The organism is Marinobacter litoralis, from assembly GCF_003336705.1.
In the GTDB taxonomy this organism is placed as follows: Bacteria; Pseudomonadota; Gammaproteobacteria; order Pseudomonadales; family Oleiphilaceae; genus Marinobacter; species Marinobacter litoralis.
Genome location: NZ_QMDL01000001.1, coordinates 907,813 through 924,866 on the forward strand (window position 1 = coordinate 907,813; position 17,054 = coordinate 924,866).

Annotated in this window: 17 protein-coding genes; 16 read left to right on the forward strand and 1 reads right to left on the reverse strand. The window is 53.8% G+C overall.

The genetic code is table 11. The features are described 5' to 3' along the window. Nucleotides 1-8 precede the first annotated feature (8 nt). The 15 genes from DOQ08_RS04205 (at nt 9) to DOQ08_RS04275 (ending at nt 14,691) form a co-directional block, all read left to right on the forward strand. Nucleotides 9-1,160 (forward strand): ribonuclease D, encoded by a 1,152-nt coding sequence (locus DOQ08_RS04205; protein ID WP_114333622.1) that lies wholly within the window; start codon nt 9-11, stop codon nt 1,158-1,160. Continuing rightward, a complete protein-coding gene (locus DOQ08_RS04210) occupies nt 1,157-1,450 on the forward strand; it encodes a YcgL domain-containing protein (RefSeq protein WP_114333623.1) in 294 nt (97 codons plus the stop codon). The genes DOQ08_RS04205 and DOQ08_RS04210 overlap by 4 nt, the downstream gene beginning before the upstream one ends. Further along, on the forward strand, nt 1,447-1,893 hold the full coding sequence (locus DOQ08_RS04215) for a YcgN family cysteine cluster protein (protein WP_114333624.1): 447 nt from the start codon (nt 1,447-1,449) through the stop codon (nt 1,891-1,893). Before DOQ08_RS04210 ends, DOQ08_RS04215 begins: the two co-directional genes overlap by 4 nt. Next, entirely contained in the window at nt 1,893-2,237 is a 345-nt protein-coding gene (locus DOQ08_RS04220; RefSeq protein WP_114333625.1) for a hypothetical protein, read from the forward strand. Before DOQ08_RS04215 ends, DOQ08_RS04220 begins: the two co-directional genes overlap by 1 nt. 174 nt (nt 2,238-2,411) lie before the next feature. Then, on the forward strand, nt 2,412-4,193 hold the full coding sequence (locus DOQ08_RS04225) for a hypothetical protein (protein ID WP_406565337.1): 1,782 nt from the start codon (nt 2,412-2,414) through the stop codon (nt 4,191-4,193). Nucleotides 4,194-4,223: 30 nt separating this feature from the next. Beyond that, nucleotides 4,224-5,066: an AAA family ATPase gene (locus tag DOQ08_RS04230; RefSeq protein ID WP_114333626.1), complete on the forward strand. Its 843-nt coding sequence runs from the start codon at nt 4,224-4,226 to the stop codon at nt 5,064-5,066. 22 nt (nt 5,067-5,088) lie between these two features. Next, nucleotides 5,089-6,267 carry a vWA domain-containing protein gene (locus DOQ08_RS04235; RefSeq protein WP_114333627.1) on the forward strand — a complete coding sequence of 393 codons (1,179 nt, stop codon included), beginning with the start codon at nt 5,089-5,091 and terminating at the stop codon, nt 6,265-6,267. Between the two features lie 360 nt (nt 6,268-6,627). After that, on the forward strand, nt 6,628-8,340 hold the full coding sequence (locus DOQ08_RS15975; RefSeq protein WP_206074769.1) for a tetratricopeptide repeat protein: 1,713 nt from the start codon (nt 6,628-6,630) through the stop codon (nt 8,338-8,340). Continuing rightward, nucleotides 8,337-11,168, forward strand: coding sequence for a tetratricopeptide repeat protein (locus DOQ08_RS04245; RefSeq protein WP_114333628.1), 2,832 nt, complete (start codon nt 8,337-8,339; stop codon nt 11,166-11,168). Before DOQ08_RS15975 ends, DOQ08_RS04245 begins: the two co-directional genes overlap by 4 nt. Continuing rightward, complete coding sequence (locus DOQ08_RS04250; RefSeq protein ID WP_114333629.1) at nt 11,161-11,655, forward strand: tetratricopeptide repeat protein; 495 nt, start codon at nt 11,161-11,163, stop codon at nt 11,653-11,655. Before DOQ08_RS04245 ends, DOQ08_RS04250 begins: the two co-directional genes overlap by 8 nt. Then, nucleotides 11,652-12,002, forward strand: coding sequence for a hypothetical protein (locus tag DOQ08_RS04255; protein WP_114333630.1), 351 nt, complete (start codon nt 11,652-11,654; stop codon nt 12,000-12,002). Before DOQ08_RS04250 ends, DOQ08_RS04255 begins: the two co-directional genes overlap by 4 nt. A gap of 28 nt (nt 12,003-12,030) precedes the next feature. Continuing rightward, a complete protein-coding gene (locus DOQ08_RS04260; RefSeq protein WP_114333631.1) occupies nt 12,031-12,678 on the forward strand; it encodes a MotA/TolQ/ExbB proton channel family protein in 648 nt (215 codons plus the stop codon). A 42-nt stretch (nt 12,679-12,720) separates the two neighbouring features. Beyond that, nucleotides 12,721-13,251: an ExbD/TolR family protein gene (locus DOQ08_RS04265; RefSeq protein ID WP_114333632.1), complete on the forward strand. Its 531-nt coding sequence runs from the start codon at nt 12,721-12,723 to the stop codon at nt 13,249-13,251. After that, nucleotides 13,248-13,736: an ExbD/TolR family protein gene (locus DOQ08_RS04270; RefSeq protein WP_114333633.1), complete on the forward strand. Its 489-nt coding sequence runs from the start codon at nt 13,248-13,250 to the stop codon at nt 13,734-13,736. Before DOQ08_RS04265 ends, DOQ08_RS04270 begins: the two co-directional genes overlap by 4 nt. Beyond that, entirely contained in the window at nt 13,729-14,691 is a 963-nt protein-coding gene (locus tag DOQ08_RS04275; protein ID WP_114333634.1) for an AgmX/PglI C-terminal domain-containing protein, read from the forward strand. The genes DOQ08_RS04270 and DOQ08_RS04275 overlap by 8 nt, the downstream gene beginning before the upstream one ends. Nucleotides 14,692-14,695: 4 nt before the next feature. Here DOQ08_RS04275 and DOQ08_RS04280 read toward each other — a convergent pair whose 3' ends face one another. Beyond that, nucleotides 14,696-15,181, reverse strand: coding sequence for a MaoC/PaaZ C-terminal domain-containing protein (locus tag DOQ08_RS04280; protein ID WP_114333635.1), 486 nt, complete (start codon nt 15,179-15,181; stop codon nt 14,696-14,698). A gap of 166 nt (nt 15,182-15,347) precedes the next feature. On the opposite strand from DOQ08_RS04280, the gene DOQ08_RS04285 reads away from it, so the two are divergent. Continuing rightward, on the forward strand, nt 15,348-17,024 hold the full coding sequence (locus DOQ08_RS04285) for a long-chain fatty acid--CoA ligase (RefSeq protein WP_114333636.1): 1,677 nt from the start codon (nt 15,348-15,350) through the stop codon (nt 17,022-17,024). The last annotated feature ends 30 nt before the right edge of the window (nt 17,025-17,054 follow it).

Genomic DNA, 17,054 nt, shown 5'->3' on the forward strand with positions numbered 1-17,054 from the left:
GTTAATTTATGACTCAACGCCATACGGCCTTGCCGGTTCCGCCAGCGCCGGAAACCATTCGCTGGCTGGACACTCCGGAGCAGCTTGACCAGTGGCTGACCAGTCTCCCTGCCGGCTCGCCCGTTTCGCTTGATACCGAATTCGAGCGGGTTTCCACCTTCCATCCAATCCCAGGTTTGGTGCAATTGGGCGGGGCAGGTGATTTCTGGCTTGTTGAGCCAAATGTAGCGGAGGCCTCAACCAATTTCCGCCAGATGCTGTCAGACAGCGAGCGCCCCAAATTGCTTTATGCCATGAGTGAGGATCTCGAGTTGTTTCGGCACTGGCTGCAGGTGGCACCCGAAGGTCTTCTCGATCTGCAGATTGGCGCAGCACTGGCCGGTGCGGGCTTCTCTGTAGGCTATGCACGATTGGTTGAGTCTCTGTTTGGGGAAAGTCTGGACAAGTCTGTTACACGATCAGACTGGCTATCGCGCCCACTTTCTCCCGAGCAAGAACGTTACGCGGTAGACGACATTCGGTATCTTGAGCCGCTGGCAAACTGGGTGATCGCCAAGCTGAAAGAGCGCAATTTGGAGCACGCCTTGGCTGAAGAGTCGCGCCGGTTTGCAGACGAAGCCGCTGCACCTGAAGATGTTGACCGGCATTATCTCAAGCTTCGTGGCGGTTGGACGTTGACTCTTTCGCAGCAAGCCGTGCTTCAGCGTTTGGCGGCATGGCGTGAGCAAGAATGTCACAAAGTGGATCGCCCCCGAAATCGCGTTCTGAGTGATGCGCTGTTAATTGCCATCGCAGAACGAAGCCCCAACTCTTTGAGCGAGCTGAACGATGTGCAGGGTGTTCCTGGTGGGGTTGTTAAACGTTACGGTGAACACTTGCTGACACTCGTTCGTGCAGGCAAAGAAGCCGATACCTCTGGCTTTGAAGCCATCCAAAGACCGCTTACCCGAGACCAGCAAGCGCTCTATAAAAGTGTTAAAAAATATTTTAAGAAAGTCGCTGAACACCATGATATACCGATAGAAATCATGGCGCCTAGAAAGCGGATCGAGAAAGTGATTCAAGACCAGTCGCTGCAGGGGCAAGCTTTTTTCGAGGGCTGGCGCGCAACACTGCTAGGGTCCGTCGTTAGAGATATTGAGGAACTTGTAAAGCCATGACCACCCGTGAATTTGTATCGGTGTTTCGCAGTACCAAGAAAATGGACACATACATTTATGTTCGTCGAGGTCACGACTGGCAAGAGCTTCCTGAAGCTCTCCGGTCGATTTTTGGTCAGCCAGCCCATGCCATGGATTTGCTGCTGACGCCGGACAAAAAGCTGGCCCGAACAACCGGCAAAGAAGTATTGGATGCGCTGGAAGAAAAAGGATTTTTCCTGCAAATGCCCGAAGAGCAGGATACCTACATTGTCGATTTCAAGCGCAAGGTAGAGCAGCATAAAAAATGAGCGCTCAGATCCCATTCTGGCAGCGTAAGCGCCTCGATGAAATGACCCCGTCAGAATGGGAGTCTTTGTGTGATGGCTGCGGCCAATGTTGCCTTCAAAAACTTGAAGATGAAGAAACCGGCGACGTGTACCACACAGACCTGGTCTGCCGGTGTATGAACATCGAAAATGGCCAGTGCACGGTCTATTCTCATAGGTCGGATGTGGTTCCGGAATGCACGGTGCTAACGCCCGATACGATTGGTGAGTATGCTTGGCTACCCCATACTTGCGCCTATCGAACGCTCGCCGAAGGGCGACCACTGGCCGATTGGCACCCGCTAAGGTCGGGTGACCCGGATTCGGTGCGCAAGGCCGGGTTGTCCATACAAGGTAGAGTAACCTCCGAAAGCGATGTGCCGGAAGAGGAATGGGAAGAACATATAATTCACTGGATTATCTAATGATTGATGCAGATGCTTCTTTGGCTTATGCCATTTTCTGGGGCGCATACGCTGTTGCGTTTCTTGTGCTGTTTTTCATGATGAAGGCGGTGTTTCGATTTTTGCCATTCTATGGTTTTCGTACACTGTTGCTGGCGGCTCTGACGGTTCTGGTGCTTACGCCGGTTGAATCGCCAGACCTTGCAGGATGGTGGATTCCTGCATGGCTGTATGCAGGCTACGAACTGATTCTTGGGGATATTGATGCCGCGGGTATTGCGCTGTTTAATTTTGGCTTGGCGGCTGCAGTGATGCTGTTGGTGTGGATTCTTGACTTGGTCCGATACCGACTCGTGCGCAAATAACCTCTGGCAACGATCCAAATAATAACTGGTGGGCGACCCGTGATAAGTAACCGAATAACTAGTCTGTTGTCAGTCGTTTTTCTTATTTTGATGCCATGGCAGGCGTCCGCAGCTGAAACGGCAGCCGGTTCACCGCCCATCGATGTTCGGCTTGTTGTCGATATCTCGGGATCTATGAAAGAGACGGATCCTGATAACCTTCGGCGCCCAGCCGTTAGGTTATTGGCGGGGTTGCTCCCCGACGGAGCGGATGCGGGGGTATGGACGTTTGGCCAGTACGTGAACATGCTGGTGCCCCATGATTCGGTTGATGAGGCGTGGCGCACCACCGCAGTTGAGCGCTCAGAGCAGATTAATTCCGTTGCTCTGCACACCAATCTTGGGTTGGCGATTGAAAAGGCCAGCAATGATTGGCTGTCGGGTGGCACCCTCGAACACACCCACCTGATTCTTTTGAGTGACGGTAAAGTCGATATTCCGAACGGCGAGGCGGCCAGCCGTGCTGAGGAAAAGCGGATTCTTGAATCCATGCTGCCGGGGTTGAAGGCGAAAGGGTTAACCGTGCACACGGTGGGCTTGTCGGAGTTTGCCGACGTTTCATTTCTACGTACTTTGGCGAAGGAAACCGGCGGAACGTTCCGGTTGGCGCGTTCGGCCGAAGCCTTGAATCTGGCGTTTGCTAATGCCTTGAACGCCGCAGCCCCCCAGGCGCAACTCCCTATTGAAGGCAATCAGTTCTCAGTCGATGAGGGTGTCGAAGAGTTTACTGCCCTCATTTTTACCGGCGGGCCATCTTCGGAGCAGAGTCAGCTCCGCTTGGCTCAACCGGGTGGCGAATTGTTCACCGTTTCGGAAGCGCCCGATAGCGTTCGCTGGTTGGCCGAGCCGGGATACGATTTGATTACCGTGACCGACCCTCAAGCGGGCGAATGGAAGATTGACGGTGAGCTGGGGCAGGGTAGCCGCGTCACGGTGGTGAGCAATCTGAGGATGGTTGTCAGCCCGATTCCGTCGCAATTCAGCACGGAACAACCGCTCGAGATTGAAGTGGCTTTTTACGAGGACAACGAGCCGTTGAAAGATCCCGGCTTCCTCGATGTGATGGAAGTAACGCTGTCGCTCAGTTCCGGTAACAAGCGAAAGGGCTCCAAAGTGCTGTCCGCTGGGCCGCCACCTGCAGATGGAGTTTACCGCGAATCACTGAAACAATTGTCCAAATCGGGAGTTTATCGGGTTGAAGTGGTCGCCGATGGCGGCACCTTTGCCCGAAAGTTCAGCGCCGACACCAGTTTTGTTATTCCGGGCGAAGAGCCGCCGGTCGCGGTGGTGTCAGAGCCCCTGGTACCGGACTTGAGTCAGCCCTTGGAAACCCTGTCTCTGAATGGCGAGGAAATGGCCAATGCCTCAGTTCCTGAACATGCCGACAATACCGAGCCTGAACCGGCACAGGAAACCGAGCCTGCCGTAGAGCCTGAATCACCGAGTGAAACGGTGGTCGTCAGCCAGCCTCTTCCGGAACCGGTTGAACCGAAATCACCGGAGGTTAAAGCGCAACCGATTCACGAACCCGAGAAAGGTACCTTGTGGGGTATTCCTGTCTGGCTACTGGGTGCAATTGCGGCCCTGATCGTTATCATTGTGGGGCTTGCAATATTTGCCGTGCGCCGTAAACAAGAGAAAGAAGTGCCTGAAGAAGTGCTGCCGGTTCTTGAGGAAACTGTCCCAGAGCCAGAGCCAGAGCCAGAGCCAGAGCCAGAGCCAGAGCCAGAGCTCGAAAACGTGCCTGAGTTGGCGCCAGAAGCTGTAATTGAAGCAGCAGACGAGATCCCCGAAGTGACCGAGACGATCGAGCCTGAGCCGGAATCATACAAAGATGAATTGGAAGAATTTGGTTTAGAGGATTTCGATCTGTCAGAATTCGACGATCTGCCTGACGACAAAACCAAAAAAGATTAAGTTTTAAAGTAACTAACAGGAACTAGACACATGAAGTTTACCGGTACCGAAAAATACGTAGCCACCGACGACCTGCAAATGGCCGTTAATGCAGCCATCGCGCTTCAGCGCCCGTTGCTGATCAAAGGCGAGCCCGGAACCGGCAAAACCTTGTTGGCGGAAGAAATGGCGGCCTCTCTGGGAATGAAGCTCATTCCATGGCACATCAAATCAACCACCAAGGCTCAACAAGGCCTGTACGAGTACGATGCCGTGTCACGGCTGCGTGATTCCCAGCTTGGCGATGAGAAAGTTAAAGACATCCGCAATTACATCGTTAAAGGCAAATTGTGGGAAGCCTTCGAGTCTGATGAGCAGGTGATCCTGCTGATTGATGAAATCGACAAAGCCGACATCGAGTTCCCGAACGACTTGTTGCTAGAGCTCGACCGCATGGAGTTCTTTGTTTACGAAACCCAAGAATTCGTAAAAGCCAAGAAGCGTCCGATCATCGTGATCACCAGTAACAACGAAAAAGAGCTGCCAGATGCTTTCTTGCGTCGTTGCTTCTTCCATTACATCAGCTTCCCGGACCACGACACCATGAAAGACATCGTGGATGTCCATTTCCCGGGTTTGCAGCAGCAGGTAGTCCGTGACGCGTTGGAAGTGTTTTTCGACGTGCGCAAAGTGCCCGGCCTGAAGAAAAAACCATCCACATCTGAGCTGATCGACTGGCTGAAGCTATTGATGGCCGATGAGTTGTCTGCCAAAGCACTGCAGGAAAAAGACAGCAGCTCTGCGTTACCACCGCTATACGGTGCGCTGGTGAAAAACGAGCAAGACGTTCATCTGCTGCAGAGACTGGCGTTTATGGCGCGTCGTCGCAACTGATTGCTGGCTAGAGCACCGCTTTATGTTGATTGATTTTTTTCTCGAAATCCGCCGCGCGAAAGTACCGGCCAGCCTGCGGGAATTTCTGGACCTGCTGGAAGCTATCCAGCAGCGTCTGGCGTTTGCCGATATGGAAGAGTTCTATTATCTCGCCCGTGTCTGCCTGGTTAAGGATGAACGGCATTTCGACAAGTTTGACCGGGCATTCAAGGCCTACTTTGACGGCATCGAAAACCTCGACGATTTGCTCGAGGCATTAATCCCCGACGAGTGGCTGAGAGCTGAGTTCGAAAAGCACCTAAGCGAAGAAGAAAAGGCAAAAATTGAGTCGCTTGGTGGCCTTGAAGAACTGATCGAAACCTTTAAAAAACGTATGGAAGAGCAGAAAGAGCGCCATGCGGGAGGAAACAAGTGGGTTGGCACCGGAGGTACGTCGCCTTTTGGGGCCAATGGCTACAATCCGGAAGGTTTTCGAATTGGCCAGAAAAATGGCCGCCAAGGAAGGGCGGTGAAGGTCTGGGAGAAGCGGGACTACAAAGACCTGGACGACAGCATCACTCTTGGCCTTCGCAACATCAAAGTAGCCCTACGTCGCTTACGCAAGTTTGCCCGCCAGGGGGCGGCCGATCAGCTCGATCTCGATGACACCATACGGTCAACGGCTCGAAATGCCGGTTATTTGGATCTGAAAATGGTGCCAGAACGGCATAACGCCGTGAAGGTCCTGATCTTCTTCGATGTGGGCGGCTCTATGGACCCGCATATCCGGGTATGCGAAGAGTTGTTCTCAGCGGCCAGGCTTGAGTTCAAGCACATGGAATATTTCTATTTCCACAACTTCATCTATGAAAGTGTGTGGAAGAACAATATTCGTCGCATGAACGAAACCACCAGCACCTGGGACATTCTTCATAAATACACGCCGGACTACAAAGTGATTTTTGTGGGTGATGCCACCATGGCTCCCTATGAAGTTACCCATCCTGGCGGGTCTATCGAGCACTGGAATGAAGAAGCCGGCGCAACCTGGATGCAGCGTGTGACCGAGCATTTCCACAAAGTAGTTTGGTTGAACCCGTTGCCGGAAAGCTATTGGGGCACTGGAGGTTCTCTGGGTATTACCCGGCAGTTGGTGAACGACCATATGTTCCCTTTGACCATCGAAGGTCTGGAATCAGCCATGAAACAGCTGACCAAATAGCCTTTCGATCGCCCATAAAAAAGCCGATGCGTATTGCAGCATCGGCAAAGCTCGGCATATTCAAGCGGGTGCAGCCTGATGGCGCGCCCGCTTGCATAGAGTAAGCAGGGATTAGGCCACACCCCCTTGATATCCCAGTAAATCAATAACTTGATGTTTCTTCCTGCCCTTGGTCGTCTGCTCTTAACGTCCTTTTCAGGCACAATCTGTCAAATATATCGACAGTTCTTCCAGTGCTGACACTTCAAATGTTCATTTGGTGAAATGGATACCGTTCTTGGTTGTTAGCCGGTGTTACTCTTTATTTCGAATTGTTACACGGCTGCCGTCGTCGTTGCGGCCAGACACCACAGGACAACTATGTTCGGCAAACAAAAATCACAACTGTGCCGGATTATTGCTCCAAGGATGTTGGAGCGTTGGATATCCGGATCGCTGGCCTTGTTTATGGTAGCCAGTGTTCACGCTGCATCGATTGACTCTCAGGTGAGGCAGCTTACCGATATGGTTGCGCGACATACCGAGGGCGTGCGTGCGGTAGAGCAGCAACTTTTGCCTCATGCGGATACCCGTGTGGCGTTGGCTTTTGCTATTGCCACGCCGAGAACACTGGTCGTCGACTCGCTGGAGCTTTATCTCGACAATCAGCTTGTCACCTCTCATCGCTACACCGAAAACGAGCGAAATGCCTTGGCGCAGGGGCAATCATTGCCGTTGTATCAAGGGAATCTGTCCAGCGGTTCTCATCGCCTCAAAGCCGTGGTCAATGCTCGCACTGACGATAACCGGTTTGTGCGCCGGGAATTGGTCCACCGTTTTGTTAAGCAGTCAGTCATAAAGCAACTGCACATGGCTTTGCACGCCACAGCACCCGAATTTGAACCGGAAGCACGGTTTTCTGATGGAGACGGTGCGCCTACTGGCACAGCGGCATCCCTTGAACCCGCTCGGCCCTCGCAGCAAGCCGAAGCGAATCGCCTTCATCGTGAACGGCGAGAACACGAACTATTCGAGCTGGCGGAGCAGGAACGGGCCAAAGGTAGAACAGACGCTGCCGGGCGCTACCTCGCCAAGATGAACGAGGGGTACTGGGCGGCACTGGGCTATCTCAATCTTGCCAATGACTTTGCCCGGGACGACTTGAATTCGACAAGAGCGCTTGTGTCTCTCCGAGTGGCAATGGCAATGGCCGCTAAAGATCCCAATGAAAAGCGCCGTATCAACCTCCTCAATCAATTGCACCTACGGGCTGGATACCTTGCGCTGAAGAGCGACGATCACGACAAAGCGATTACTCTGCTCGAGAAGGTAACGCTTGATAGCTATTACGCGCCTCAAGCTTTGTATCTTCATGGACTGGCGCTGGCAAATAAAGGCAATCACCGGGCCGCCATGCAAAGTTGGCATCGTGCCAAGAAGTTTCCATTGGCGTTTCCCGGTGTGACTGATGCTTGGATCGGTATGGGGCGGGGTTACGATCTGGCGGGTTACCCGGGGCAGGCCGGCGAGTCCTGGTTGGCGGCTAATGCTGCCTATCAGGGTGAGCGCGTGACTCTGAACGAGCTCGGTCAAAGAATTCAAAAGCAGGGCGCTTACAAGGCTTTGGTTGAAGATGCCCGAAACACCGGCCCCGAATGGTTTTTGGCGGATAGCCGAACGTTAACGCAGCCCCGGATGGCGTATTTGCTGCAGTTTCTCGAACAGCCTCATGCTCAGGATGCGGTTGGGCGAGTGGCCCATCTTGACGAGATGACAGCGCAGCTAAACCGCAATGCCCATGACCTCTCGGTGTTTGTGGTTGCGCTGACGGACTTGTTGGAAGGGGGAAGTTCGGGTCCTGCCATCAAGAACATGTTGTCTGACTCACGAAACTTGAAAGGCCAGATACATCGGTTACAAGCACAAGTAAACGAGGCTAGGGCACAGGCTGCGGCAGTCTTGGATAGCTTTGCACTGGAGTTTGTTGATCATCAATCTCAGTTGATGGGACACGCTCTCGATAAAACGGAACAGCAAATTGCGCATCTCTATGAATACCTCGCTCTGGAAACGTTAGGGGAGGATGCACGATGAGCCCTCGTTTCGTTTTTAAACGGCTTCTGCCCCTGTTGGTGGTGGCATTGGTAGGGCATGGCCATGTGTTCGCTCAGGAATCATTCCGGGTAGAGCTTGGGAAAGATGGCGAAACGCTGCGTGATATGCGACCGGTGTTCTTGAAGTTTGAATCCCGTCCTTTGCCTGCTATTTCTCCCGCTGAAGTAGCCCGCCGGTATCAGAAGTTGTTTGAAGATTCAGACGAGCCAGAGGTACGAATCGACGCGCTGAATCGCCTGAATAACATACGCGACCGTTCGGGGGAGAATATTGGCTTCTCGGAAGAGAAAGAGGCTGAAATCTACGAAGACGTATTAGGCAGCTATGAAAACATTCTGTCGCGAGGCTCCTTTTCGGGGCGCTTAGACGAGCTGCTTTATCAAATGGCAAAAGCGCACGCCCTGACAGGGCAGCATCAGGAATCTATTCAACGATTGCGGCAATTGGTGGGGCTCTACCCAACATCGGAGCTGGTTCCTGAAGCTCGCTTCCGCATCGCCGAGGCTGAGTTTTCAGCCGGACGCTACCTTGAGGCCGAAAACGGGTACCGGGCTTTGATCACGGCAGGTGCGCGTTCCGAGCTGGCCACCAAAGCCCGTTACATGCAGGGGTGGAGTCAATTCAAGCAGGGTGAGCAGAGCTGGGGCCGAGCGGCGGGAACGTTCATGGAGCTGTTGGACCAACAATTGCCCAGCTCTGAACAGATCCAGCAGCCTCACCACTCCAGCCTCGATATGGTCGAAGACAGTTTCCGGGTGCTGGCACTGATGGCTTCACGGTTGGACGATGCCCAAACTCTTGAGCGTTGGTTAGCCAGCCGATCCCAATCACCGTGGTTTTATCTCCTTTACGATCGATTGGCCGATTTGCACGCTGTCGAAGGCCGATATGCCCAAGCTGTAGCCGTAAATAATGGTTTTGTCCGTGCGTACACGGAACATGAGTCCAAACCGGATTTCCTGATTCAAAATGTTGAGTTCTGGGAAATGGCGGGACAGCCTCGCCAAGTCAGGCAGGCCAAAGAGACGTTCGTGGCAGAGTATCTTGCTGCAAATGACTTCCAGCAACTGCCCGTTCAACATCAGCAGCGTTGGCAGTTGTATGGCCGTACATTAGCGGACTTTTATTACGCTTCTGGCTCAAGGTATCAGTCTGACGGGCAGGGTGTTGAAGCGAAGCGTTCTTGGGCTAAGGCAGCGGAATATTACGAAATGCTGGGTGGGCGCTCGGTGGCAGACGGTGAGTTAATGCATTTGGCGGGTGACGCCAGATTGCTGGCAGAGCATCGCACACAAGCCCTAACCAATTTCCGACTGGCAGCCTACGATGCAGGCTATGACCGAGCAAATGAAGCCGGATGGGCTGCCATCACCTTGCTCAGAAGCGTGCTGACAGAAGGGGGCCAAAGCCCGGGAGCCACCGATCAATCGGAAGCGTTAGCAACGCTCAGTGCGGAAGAACAACGTTATTCTCAGGCCTTTGGGGTTGATGAGCGCGTGTCGGCCTTGCGTGCCGATTTGGCGAACCGCTGGTATGCCCGGGGCGACTACCAGAGAGCGCTGGCTTATGCGAAGAAAACACTGGATTGGGATTCGCCAAACTCTGAACAACGGTATGCAGCATGGCTGGTCATCGCCCGGGTGCAACAGCACAAGAGCGAGTTCGGCCTGGCTGAGCGAGCGTGGCGACAAGCGCTCACTCTTGCAGAAACCGAAAACCAGTTGGCCGTTCCCGCACAAGAGCAAAATGATATCCGCGAGCAGTTGGCGGTAGCGATATACAAGCAGGGTGAGCAAGCGGCAGCAGCGGGCAACGCGGCCCTAGCTGTTGCACATTTTCAGCGGGTCGTACATGTGGTTCCCGGCTCAGAGCTGGCCATTAAATCCCGTTTTGATGCCGCAAATACCTTGTTGAAGGCCGCTGAATGGCTGGCCGCAATCAATGAGTTAAATCGGTTTCGAGGCGATTATGCAGAGCACCCTTTGGCGGAGCAGGTCAGCGAGAAACTGGTCTATTCCTATCAGCAGTCTGGCCAGCCATTAAAGGCTGCTAACGAACTTCTCGCCACCGCCTCCCGGTTGCCTGATCCTTGGCCTCAGCGTTTGCGCGCAGCGGCTATTTACCACGAATCTAATCAAACCGAACGTCGCAATGAGTTGTACCGCGAGTGGCTCTCTGTTGCGCCACGCCCTGCGACCGCGGGTGAACATGTACAACAACAAACAATGCGGCAGCGGCTAATTAAATCTGGCGCAACGGATTCTGGGACTTTACAGGCTTTGGTCGCCATTGAGTCTGAAAGCCAGTGGCATTCCGACGAAACGCTTTCATGGGCTGCGGATGCCGCGTTGACTCTCGGGGTGCGAGCTGCAGAAGAGTTTGCAGCTATCGGTTTGGTTCATCCGTTGGAAGAAACCTTAGTGAGTAAGCAGGCCGCATTGGAGCGAGCGCAGAATTACCTGCTCGAAGCCGAAACATTTGCGGGTGAGGCTGTGGTAACGGAGGTCTTGTTTAGGCGAGCAGAGCTCTACCGTGTACTGGCAGCCGATTTGATGGCATCAGAGGTGCCGGCCGAGCTTAATGAGCTGGAAACCATGCAGTACCAGATGTTGCTTGAGGAAGAAGCATACCCGGTCGAAGAGCGGGCAATGGAGTTGCACACTCAGAATCACCAAAAGATCAGGACCCACGGCTACGACGAATGGGTTGGGCAGAGTCTGGAAGCGCTGGCCGCCATGCATCCGGGCCGGTATAGCCGAAACCTGCGTTGGATGACATGGGCAGAAAAGGAGAACGACGGTGTTTAACGGCACACGTGAAACAGGCCTTTGCCTACTGTTGTCAGCGGTCACCCTTATCTCGGGATGTGCCGCCACAAGTAACGGACCCGGTTCGGAAACGGCTCAACTCAACCCCGTGTATTCGCCGGAGCGGGCGAGTGTGTTGGCTCTTGAGGGCAAGCAGGCCTACGACCGGGGCGACGTAGAAACCGCCATACAAACGTGGCAAAGCGCGGTTGAGCTCAACCCTGCCGACGCGGTGACAGTTAATAACCTGGCGCTTGTTCTGAAAGACGAAAACAGGTTTTCAGAGGCGGCAAACCTGTTAGAGAAAGGCGTAGGGGCCTCGCCGGAAACCGCGGAGCTGCATTACAACCTCGCGGTGATCTCCGAGCTGTATTTGCTCCAGTTAGATAAGGCATTGGTGCACTACAAGCGGTATCAGCAGTTATCTGGCACAGAAGATAAATCGGTTGCCGGCTGGATTGCTGATTTGGAACGGAGGCTTCAATGATGCTTGTGACTGCGAGAGCAGGACTTCTGTTCAGTCTTGCGTTGTTGATCGGGATGCCCGTAAGCGCGAACCCAGCGAAACCCGTCGAGGAAACTCAGGCTCCTGTGTTGGAAGTGGCTGGACTATCTGCCAACTCGGGCGAGGACGACCCGCGAATTCTTTATATCTTGCCATGGCAAGGTCCTAGCTTGCCGAGAAGGCCAAGGGCGGAATTGAATCACCAAATACCTGAACTAACACACTCGGTTAACGCGACAGCCATTGAAAATCATCGGCTGTTTCGTGAAACCCTGAACCCACTGGTGCTGGAGCCAACGAACGTGGCTCCCGTCCGGGATAAACCGTGACTCAGCAGTAACAACGGAGAATAACATCATGCTCGACACCATTATCCGATTCTTCCAGGAAGGCGGTCCTTTCATGTATCCGATTGCCGTTGTGCTGGCGATTGGATTGGCTATCACGCTGGAGAGATTTATATACCTGGGCTCGGTGCGTCGCCGAAACCGTATGGCTTTTGAACGGGGCATATTGCCGGCTCTGCAAAAAAGGGATTATTCCCGAGCGATGAAAGCCGCAAGCAGTTCGGACAGTGCAATTGCTTCTGTTCTCGGTGCAGGTATTGCCCGCTTGCTAAATAACAGTCGCCGTGAAGATATTGAGTACGCGATGGAAGAAGGGCTGATGGAAGTGCTTCCGAGACTCGAAAAACGCACTCAGTATCTGGCGACACTGGCGAACGTGGCAACCTTGCTCGGCCTTCTTGGCACCATCATTGGCTTGATCGCAGCATTTACGGCGGTGGCCGCTGCAGACCCGGCACAAAAGGCGAGCCTGCTGTCTGAAAGTATTTCCGTGGCAATGAACACCACCGCATTCGGTTTGATTTCAGCCATTCCTTTGTTGCTGTTCCACGCGCTACTGCAAACCCGAACCAACGAAATCGTCGACAGCTTTGAAATGGCCGGCGTCAAACTCCTGAATATTGTCTCGGAGCCTGAAGCTCGCAGCGCCACAGCGTGACACTGTAGACCCGCAAGCCAGATAAAACAGGAGTAGGGCGATATGAGACGTCGACACCGCCGGCTAACAACCGAAGCGGAACTGGACATCACGGCCTTTATGAATTTGATGATTGTGCTTGTGCCAGTCTTGTTGCTGGGCATGGTCTTCAGCCAGATTCGGATGATCGAGCTTAACTTTCCGGGGATGAAAGCCGGTGAAGCGCCCGCAGCGGAAGACTTGCGATTGGTTGTCACTGTCATCCCCACTGGTTTGGAAATTGCCGACAGCGACCGCGGCCTTATCGAGGTGTTGCCTGCAAAGAGTGAGGCACAAGATTACGAAGGGCTGCGTTCCGTTCTACAACAGATTAAACGCCACGTTCCGGATAAAACCGACGTGATTCTGGAAGTCGGACCCGACGTTGATTATCAAACGCTGGTATCGGTGATGGACACGGTACGCTCCTACCCTGCGGTTGTGGCGACCAGTGTTGTTGAGGCGGAGTTATTCCCTGATATTTCATTGATGGATGCGGCTGAAAACCGTGTGTTGGCGCAAAGCCCTAAAGCGGCAGAAGGGGAGGGTGTATGAAAACTTCCCGAAGAGCTCGGATGCGGAAACGGCACTACAGCCGGATGCACAAAGCGGGTGGCCTGAACCTGGTGTCGTTAATGGATATCTTCACCATTTTGGTGTTCTTTCTGATGGTGAATTCCTCTGATGTGAAAGTGATGCAAAACAACGCCGACGTTCCCTTGCCGACCTCTTCGGCGGAACAGGAGGCGGTTGAAACCCTAACGGTACAGGTCAGTGGGCAGTCGATACTTGTGCAGGGGCGCGAAGTTGCGACTCTTGAGGGCATCGAAACGACCGGCACTCGGATAGCCGGCTTGTCTGAAGAGCTGGCTTACCGTCGCAGCCGCTGGGACGAAGTGCCTGAGCAGGGTTTGGAAATTACCATCATGGCAGCCCGAGATACTGATTACCGCTTGTTGCGCCGTATTATGCAAACCTGTGTCGATGAGCAGTTCCGTCAGGTTCGGCTCGCGGTTGAGGCGGAGGTGAGCAATGGTTGATCGCTTCGCAGGTCGCGGTGATACCCGCTTGCCGTGGAGTCGTGACCGCGCTGAGAGCTGGCGTTTCGTTGCTATTGTGGTTTTGGTGATGGGCCTGTTTATGGTGCCGGCCGCGCTGATTCCCTATCTTGACGTTCCGGAAATTGATCGTGCCGAAGCTGAGCGTATACCCCCGCGGCTTGCCAAGCTTGTGGCTCCGCCACCCCCGGAACCGCCAAAGCAGCCCGAGCCGGTGCAAGAACCGCAGCCTGATCCGGAACCTGAGCCCGAGAAAGTGCAAGAGGTGGCCAAAGCGGAGCCGGCTCCTAAGCCTGAGCAACCGCAGCCACGTCCGAAAATAGCAGAACAGCCCGTTCAAACCACAGAGCAGGCCCGTGAAACGGCCTCGAAGTCTGGTTTGTTCGCGATGAAGAATCGCTTGCAGGCTTTAACCAAAACCGAGCCGAAGCGTAACCGAACATTGAGCGCGAACGTATCGGGCACTGAAGCTACCGGGCTGTCGGTGGATTCGCCGAGCGCTCAAGTACTGGCCGACAGTGGTGGTGTAGAAACCGGAGAAGGCCCGGCGCGGGAGGTTGCGGTCGCGGGCCACCAGGTTGCCGATGTTAAAGCGCCGGAAGAAGTCGTTGTGGCGAAGGCTGAAAAGCCCGCTCGCAAGCCCGCGAAGCAGCGCGCGATGAGTAATATTCGGCAGGTCTTCGATGCCCAAAAGAGCGTTCTCTATTCGCTGTATCAGCGAGAGCTTAGGAAAGATCCTACCCTCGAGGGCAAGGTGACACTGGAGTTGACGATCGAGCCGAACGGTTCCGTATCAGCCTGCCGGGTGGTGGCGTCCGAGTTGAGCAATCCAACCTTGGAGCAGCGCATTGCGATGAGGGTACAGATGTTTAATTTCGGGGCGGCGCAGGTTACCGCCCGGAAGGTTCAGTTCCCGATTGACTTCCTTCCGGGCTAGCCCGTTAGCCTTCGATGGTAATTTTCGGCAGTCGGGGTTTTTGCAACGATACCTTTTCAGTAGGTGCGATAACTTTCGCCTCACCGACAACCACTTGATCACCGTTTTGATTGCGAACATCGCAAGCCAGTGTGACCCGGTTTTTAGCGCCCTTTTCTGAGACGGTTAGGTGCACGGTCAGGGTGTCGTCCAGTTTTACGGGGCGCTTGAAGGAAAGGCTCTGATCTAAGTAGATCGTGCCCGGGCCAGGCATCACAGTTGCCAGAGCTGCTGAGATCAAAGAGCCACTCCACATCCCGTGAGCGATGCGTTCTTTAAACATGGTGTCGGCAGCAAATTCCGAATCCAAATGCACCGGATTTACGTCACCCGATACCGCAGCAAACAAAATCAGTTCGTCTTCCGTGAGGGTGCGCGTGAAGGTCGCGGAATCACCTTCGTTCAGTTCGTTGTAGGTAATATTTTCAAGAATATCTAAGGTATCGCTCATTGTGACCTCACGTGGTTAAGGGCTCGTTGGTGGATGTAGAAGGATAGAATTTTGAAAGCTACCTCATCGTTACCAAAACTGCTATTCTCTCTCCACTTTTAAGGATTGAGACTTTAGTCGGGTTGCTCTTTTGGCCCGATTGCCACCTATCAGACAGGAGATGGTGATGGATTTTGAGCAGTTCTATCAAGACAAATACCCAGCGGGCATACCCCGTGAGGTAGATCTCAGCAAGTACAAAAACATGGTAGATGTTTTTGAGCAGGCCGTTAAGAAGTACGCAGATAAGCCTGCGTTCAGTGCGGTCGGCGTGACTCTGACGTATAAAGATCTTGATACTCAGAGCCGCAACTTCGCGGCCTGGCTGCAAAACAAAACCGACCTGAAGCCTGGCGACCGCATTGCTGTTCAGATGCCGAACGTCACCCAGTACCCGGTCGTTGTTTTCGGTGCCATGCGTGCTGGTTTGATTGTGGTGAACACCAACCCACTTTACACCACGCGGGAAATGGAGCACCAGTTTAACGATTCCGGTGCTAAAGCGCTTGTGGTTCTTGCCAACATGGCTGAGAACGCCGAGAAAGTGCTTCCGCACACTGGCATTGAACACGTTATCGTCACCGAAGTTGCCGACATGCATTCACCCATCAAGCGTAAGCTGATGAACGCGGTGGTGAAGCACGTTAAAAAGATGGTGCCTCCGTTCAACATTCCGGGTGCCCACAAGCTGCCAGCGGTATTGAGTGCAGGTGCGCGTGAAAAGTTCAGCCCGGTTGAAATCAAGCTGGACGATCTGGCGGTACTGCAGTACACCGGCGGCACAACCGGCGTGGCGAAAGGTGCCATGCTGACTCACGCTAACCTGGTGGCTAACCTGACTCAGGTTCGCCCTATGCTGGAAGATCAGGTTTCCGAAGGTGAAGAAGTGGTTATCGCGCCACTGCCGCTTTACCATATTTATTCTTTCACGCTGAACTGCGGCATCATGCTGGAAGCAGGCGCGCATAACATCCTGATTCCAAACCCGCGTGACATTCCCGGTTTCGTGAAAGAGCTGCAGAAGCATAAGTTCACAGCCTTCATCGGCCTGAACACCTTGTTCGTTGCTCTGTGCAACAACGAAGATTTCCAGAAGCTGGACTTCTCGGGTGTGAAGCTGACAGCCTCTGGTGGTATGGCTCTGACCAGCGATGCAGCCAAGATGTGGGAGCGTGTCACCGGTTGTGAAATCAGTGAAGGTTACGGCATGACCGAAACCTCTCCAGTGGTGACTTTTAACCCACGCAGCGCCATTAAGCTGGGCACCATTGGTCTTCCGATTCCGTCTACCATCGTTAAGACCATTGATGATGAAGGCAACGAAACGCCCGTGGGTGAGCCAGGTGAGCTTTGCGTTAAGGGCCCGCAGGTTATGCGCGGCTATTGGCAGCGCCCTGAAGACACCCGTCAGTCGTTTACCGAAGACGGCTTTATTCAGACCGGCGACATTGCGCTGATCCAGGAAGACGGGTACATCCGCATTGTGGATCGTAAGAAAGACATGATCATTGTGTCTGGCTTCAACGTGTTCCCGAATGAGATCGAAGACGTGGTAACCAGCCACCCTAAAGTGGTGGAGTGCGCGGCCGTTGGTGTTGAAGACGCCAAGAGCGGTGAAGCGGTTAAGGTTTACGTTGTTGCGACGAAGGAAGGTGTGTCTGCAAACGAGCTGAAAGAATTCTGCCGTGAGCGCCTGACTGCGTACAAAGTGCCCAAGCACTTTGAGTTCCGTGAAGAACTGCCTAAGAGTAACGTGGGCAAGATTCTTCGCCGTGAACTGCGAGACGAAGAAGCGAAGGCGTAAACCCTGCGCCCGGCGGGGGCTAACCCCGCA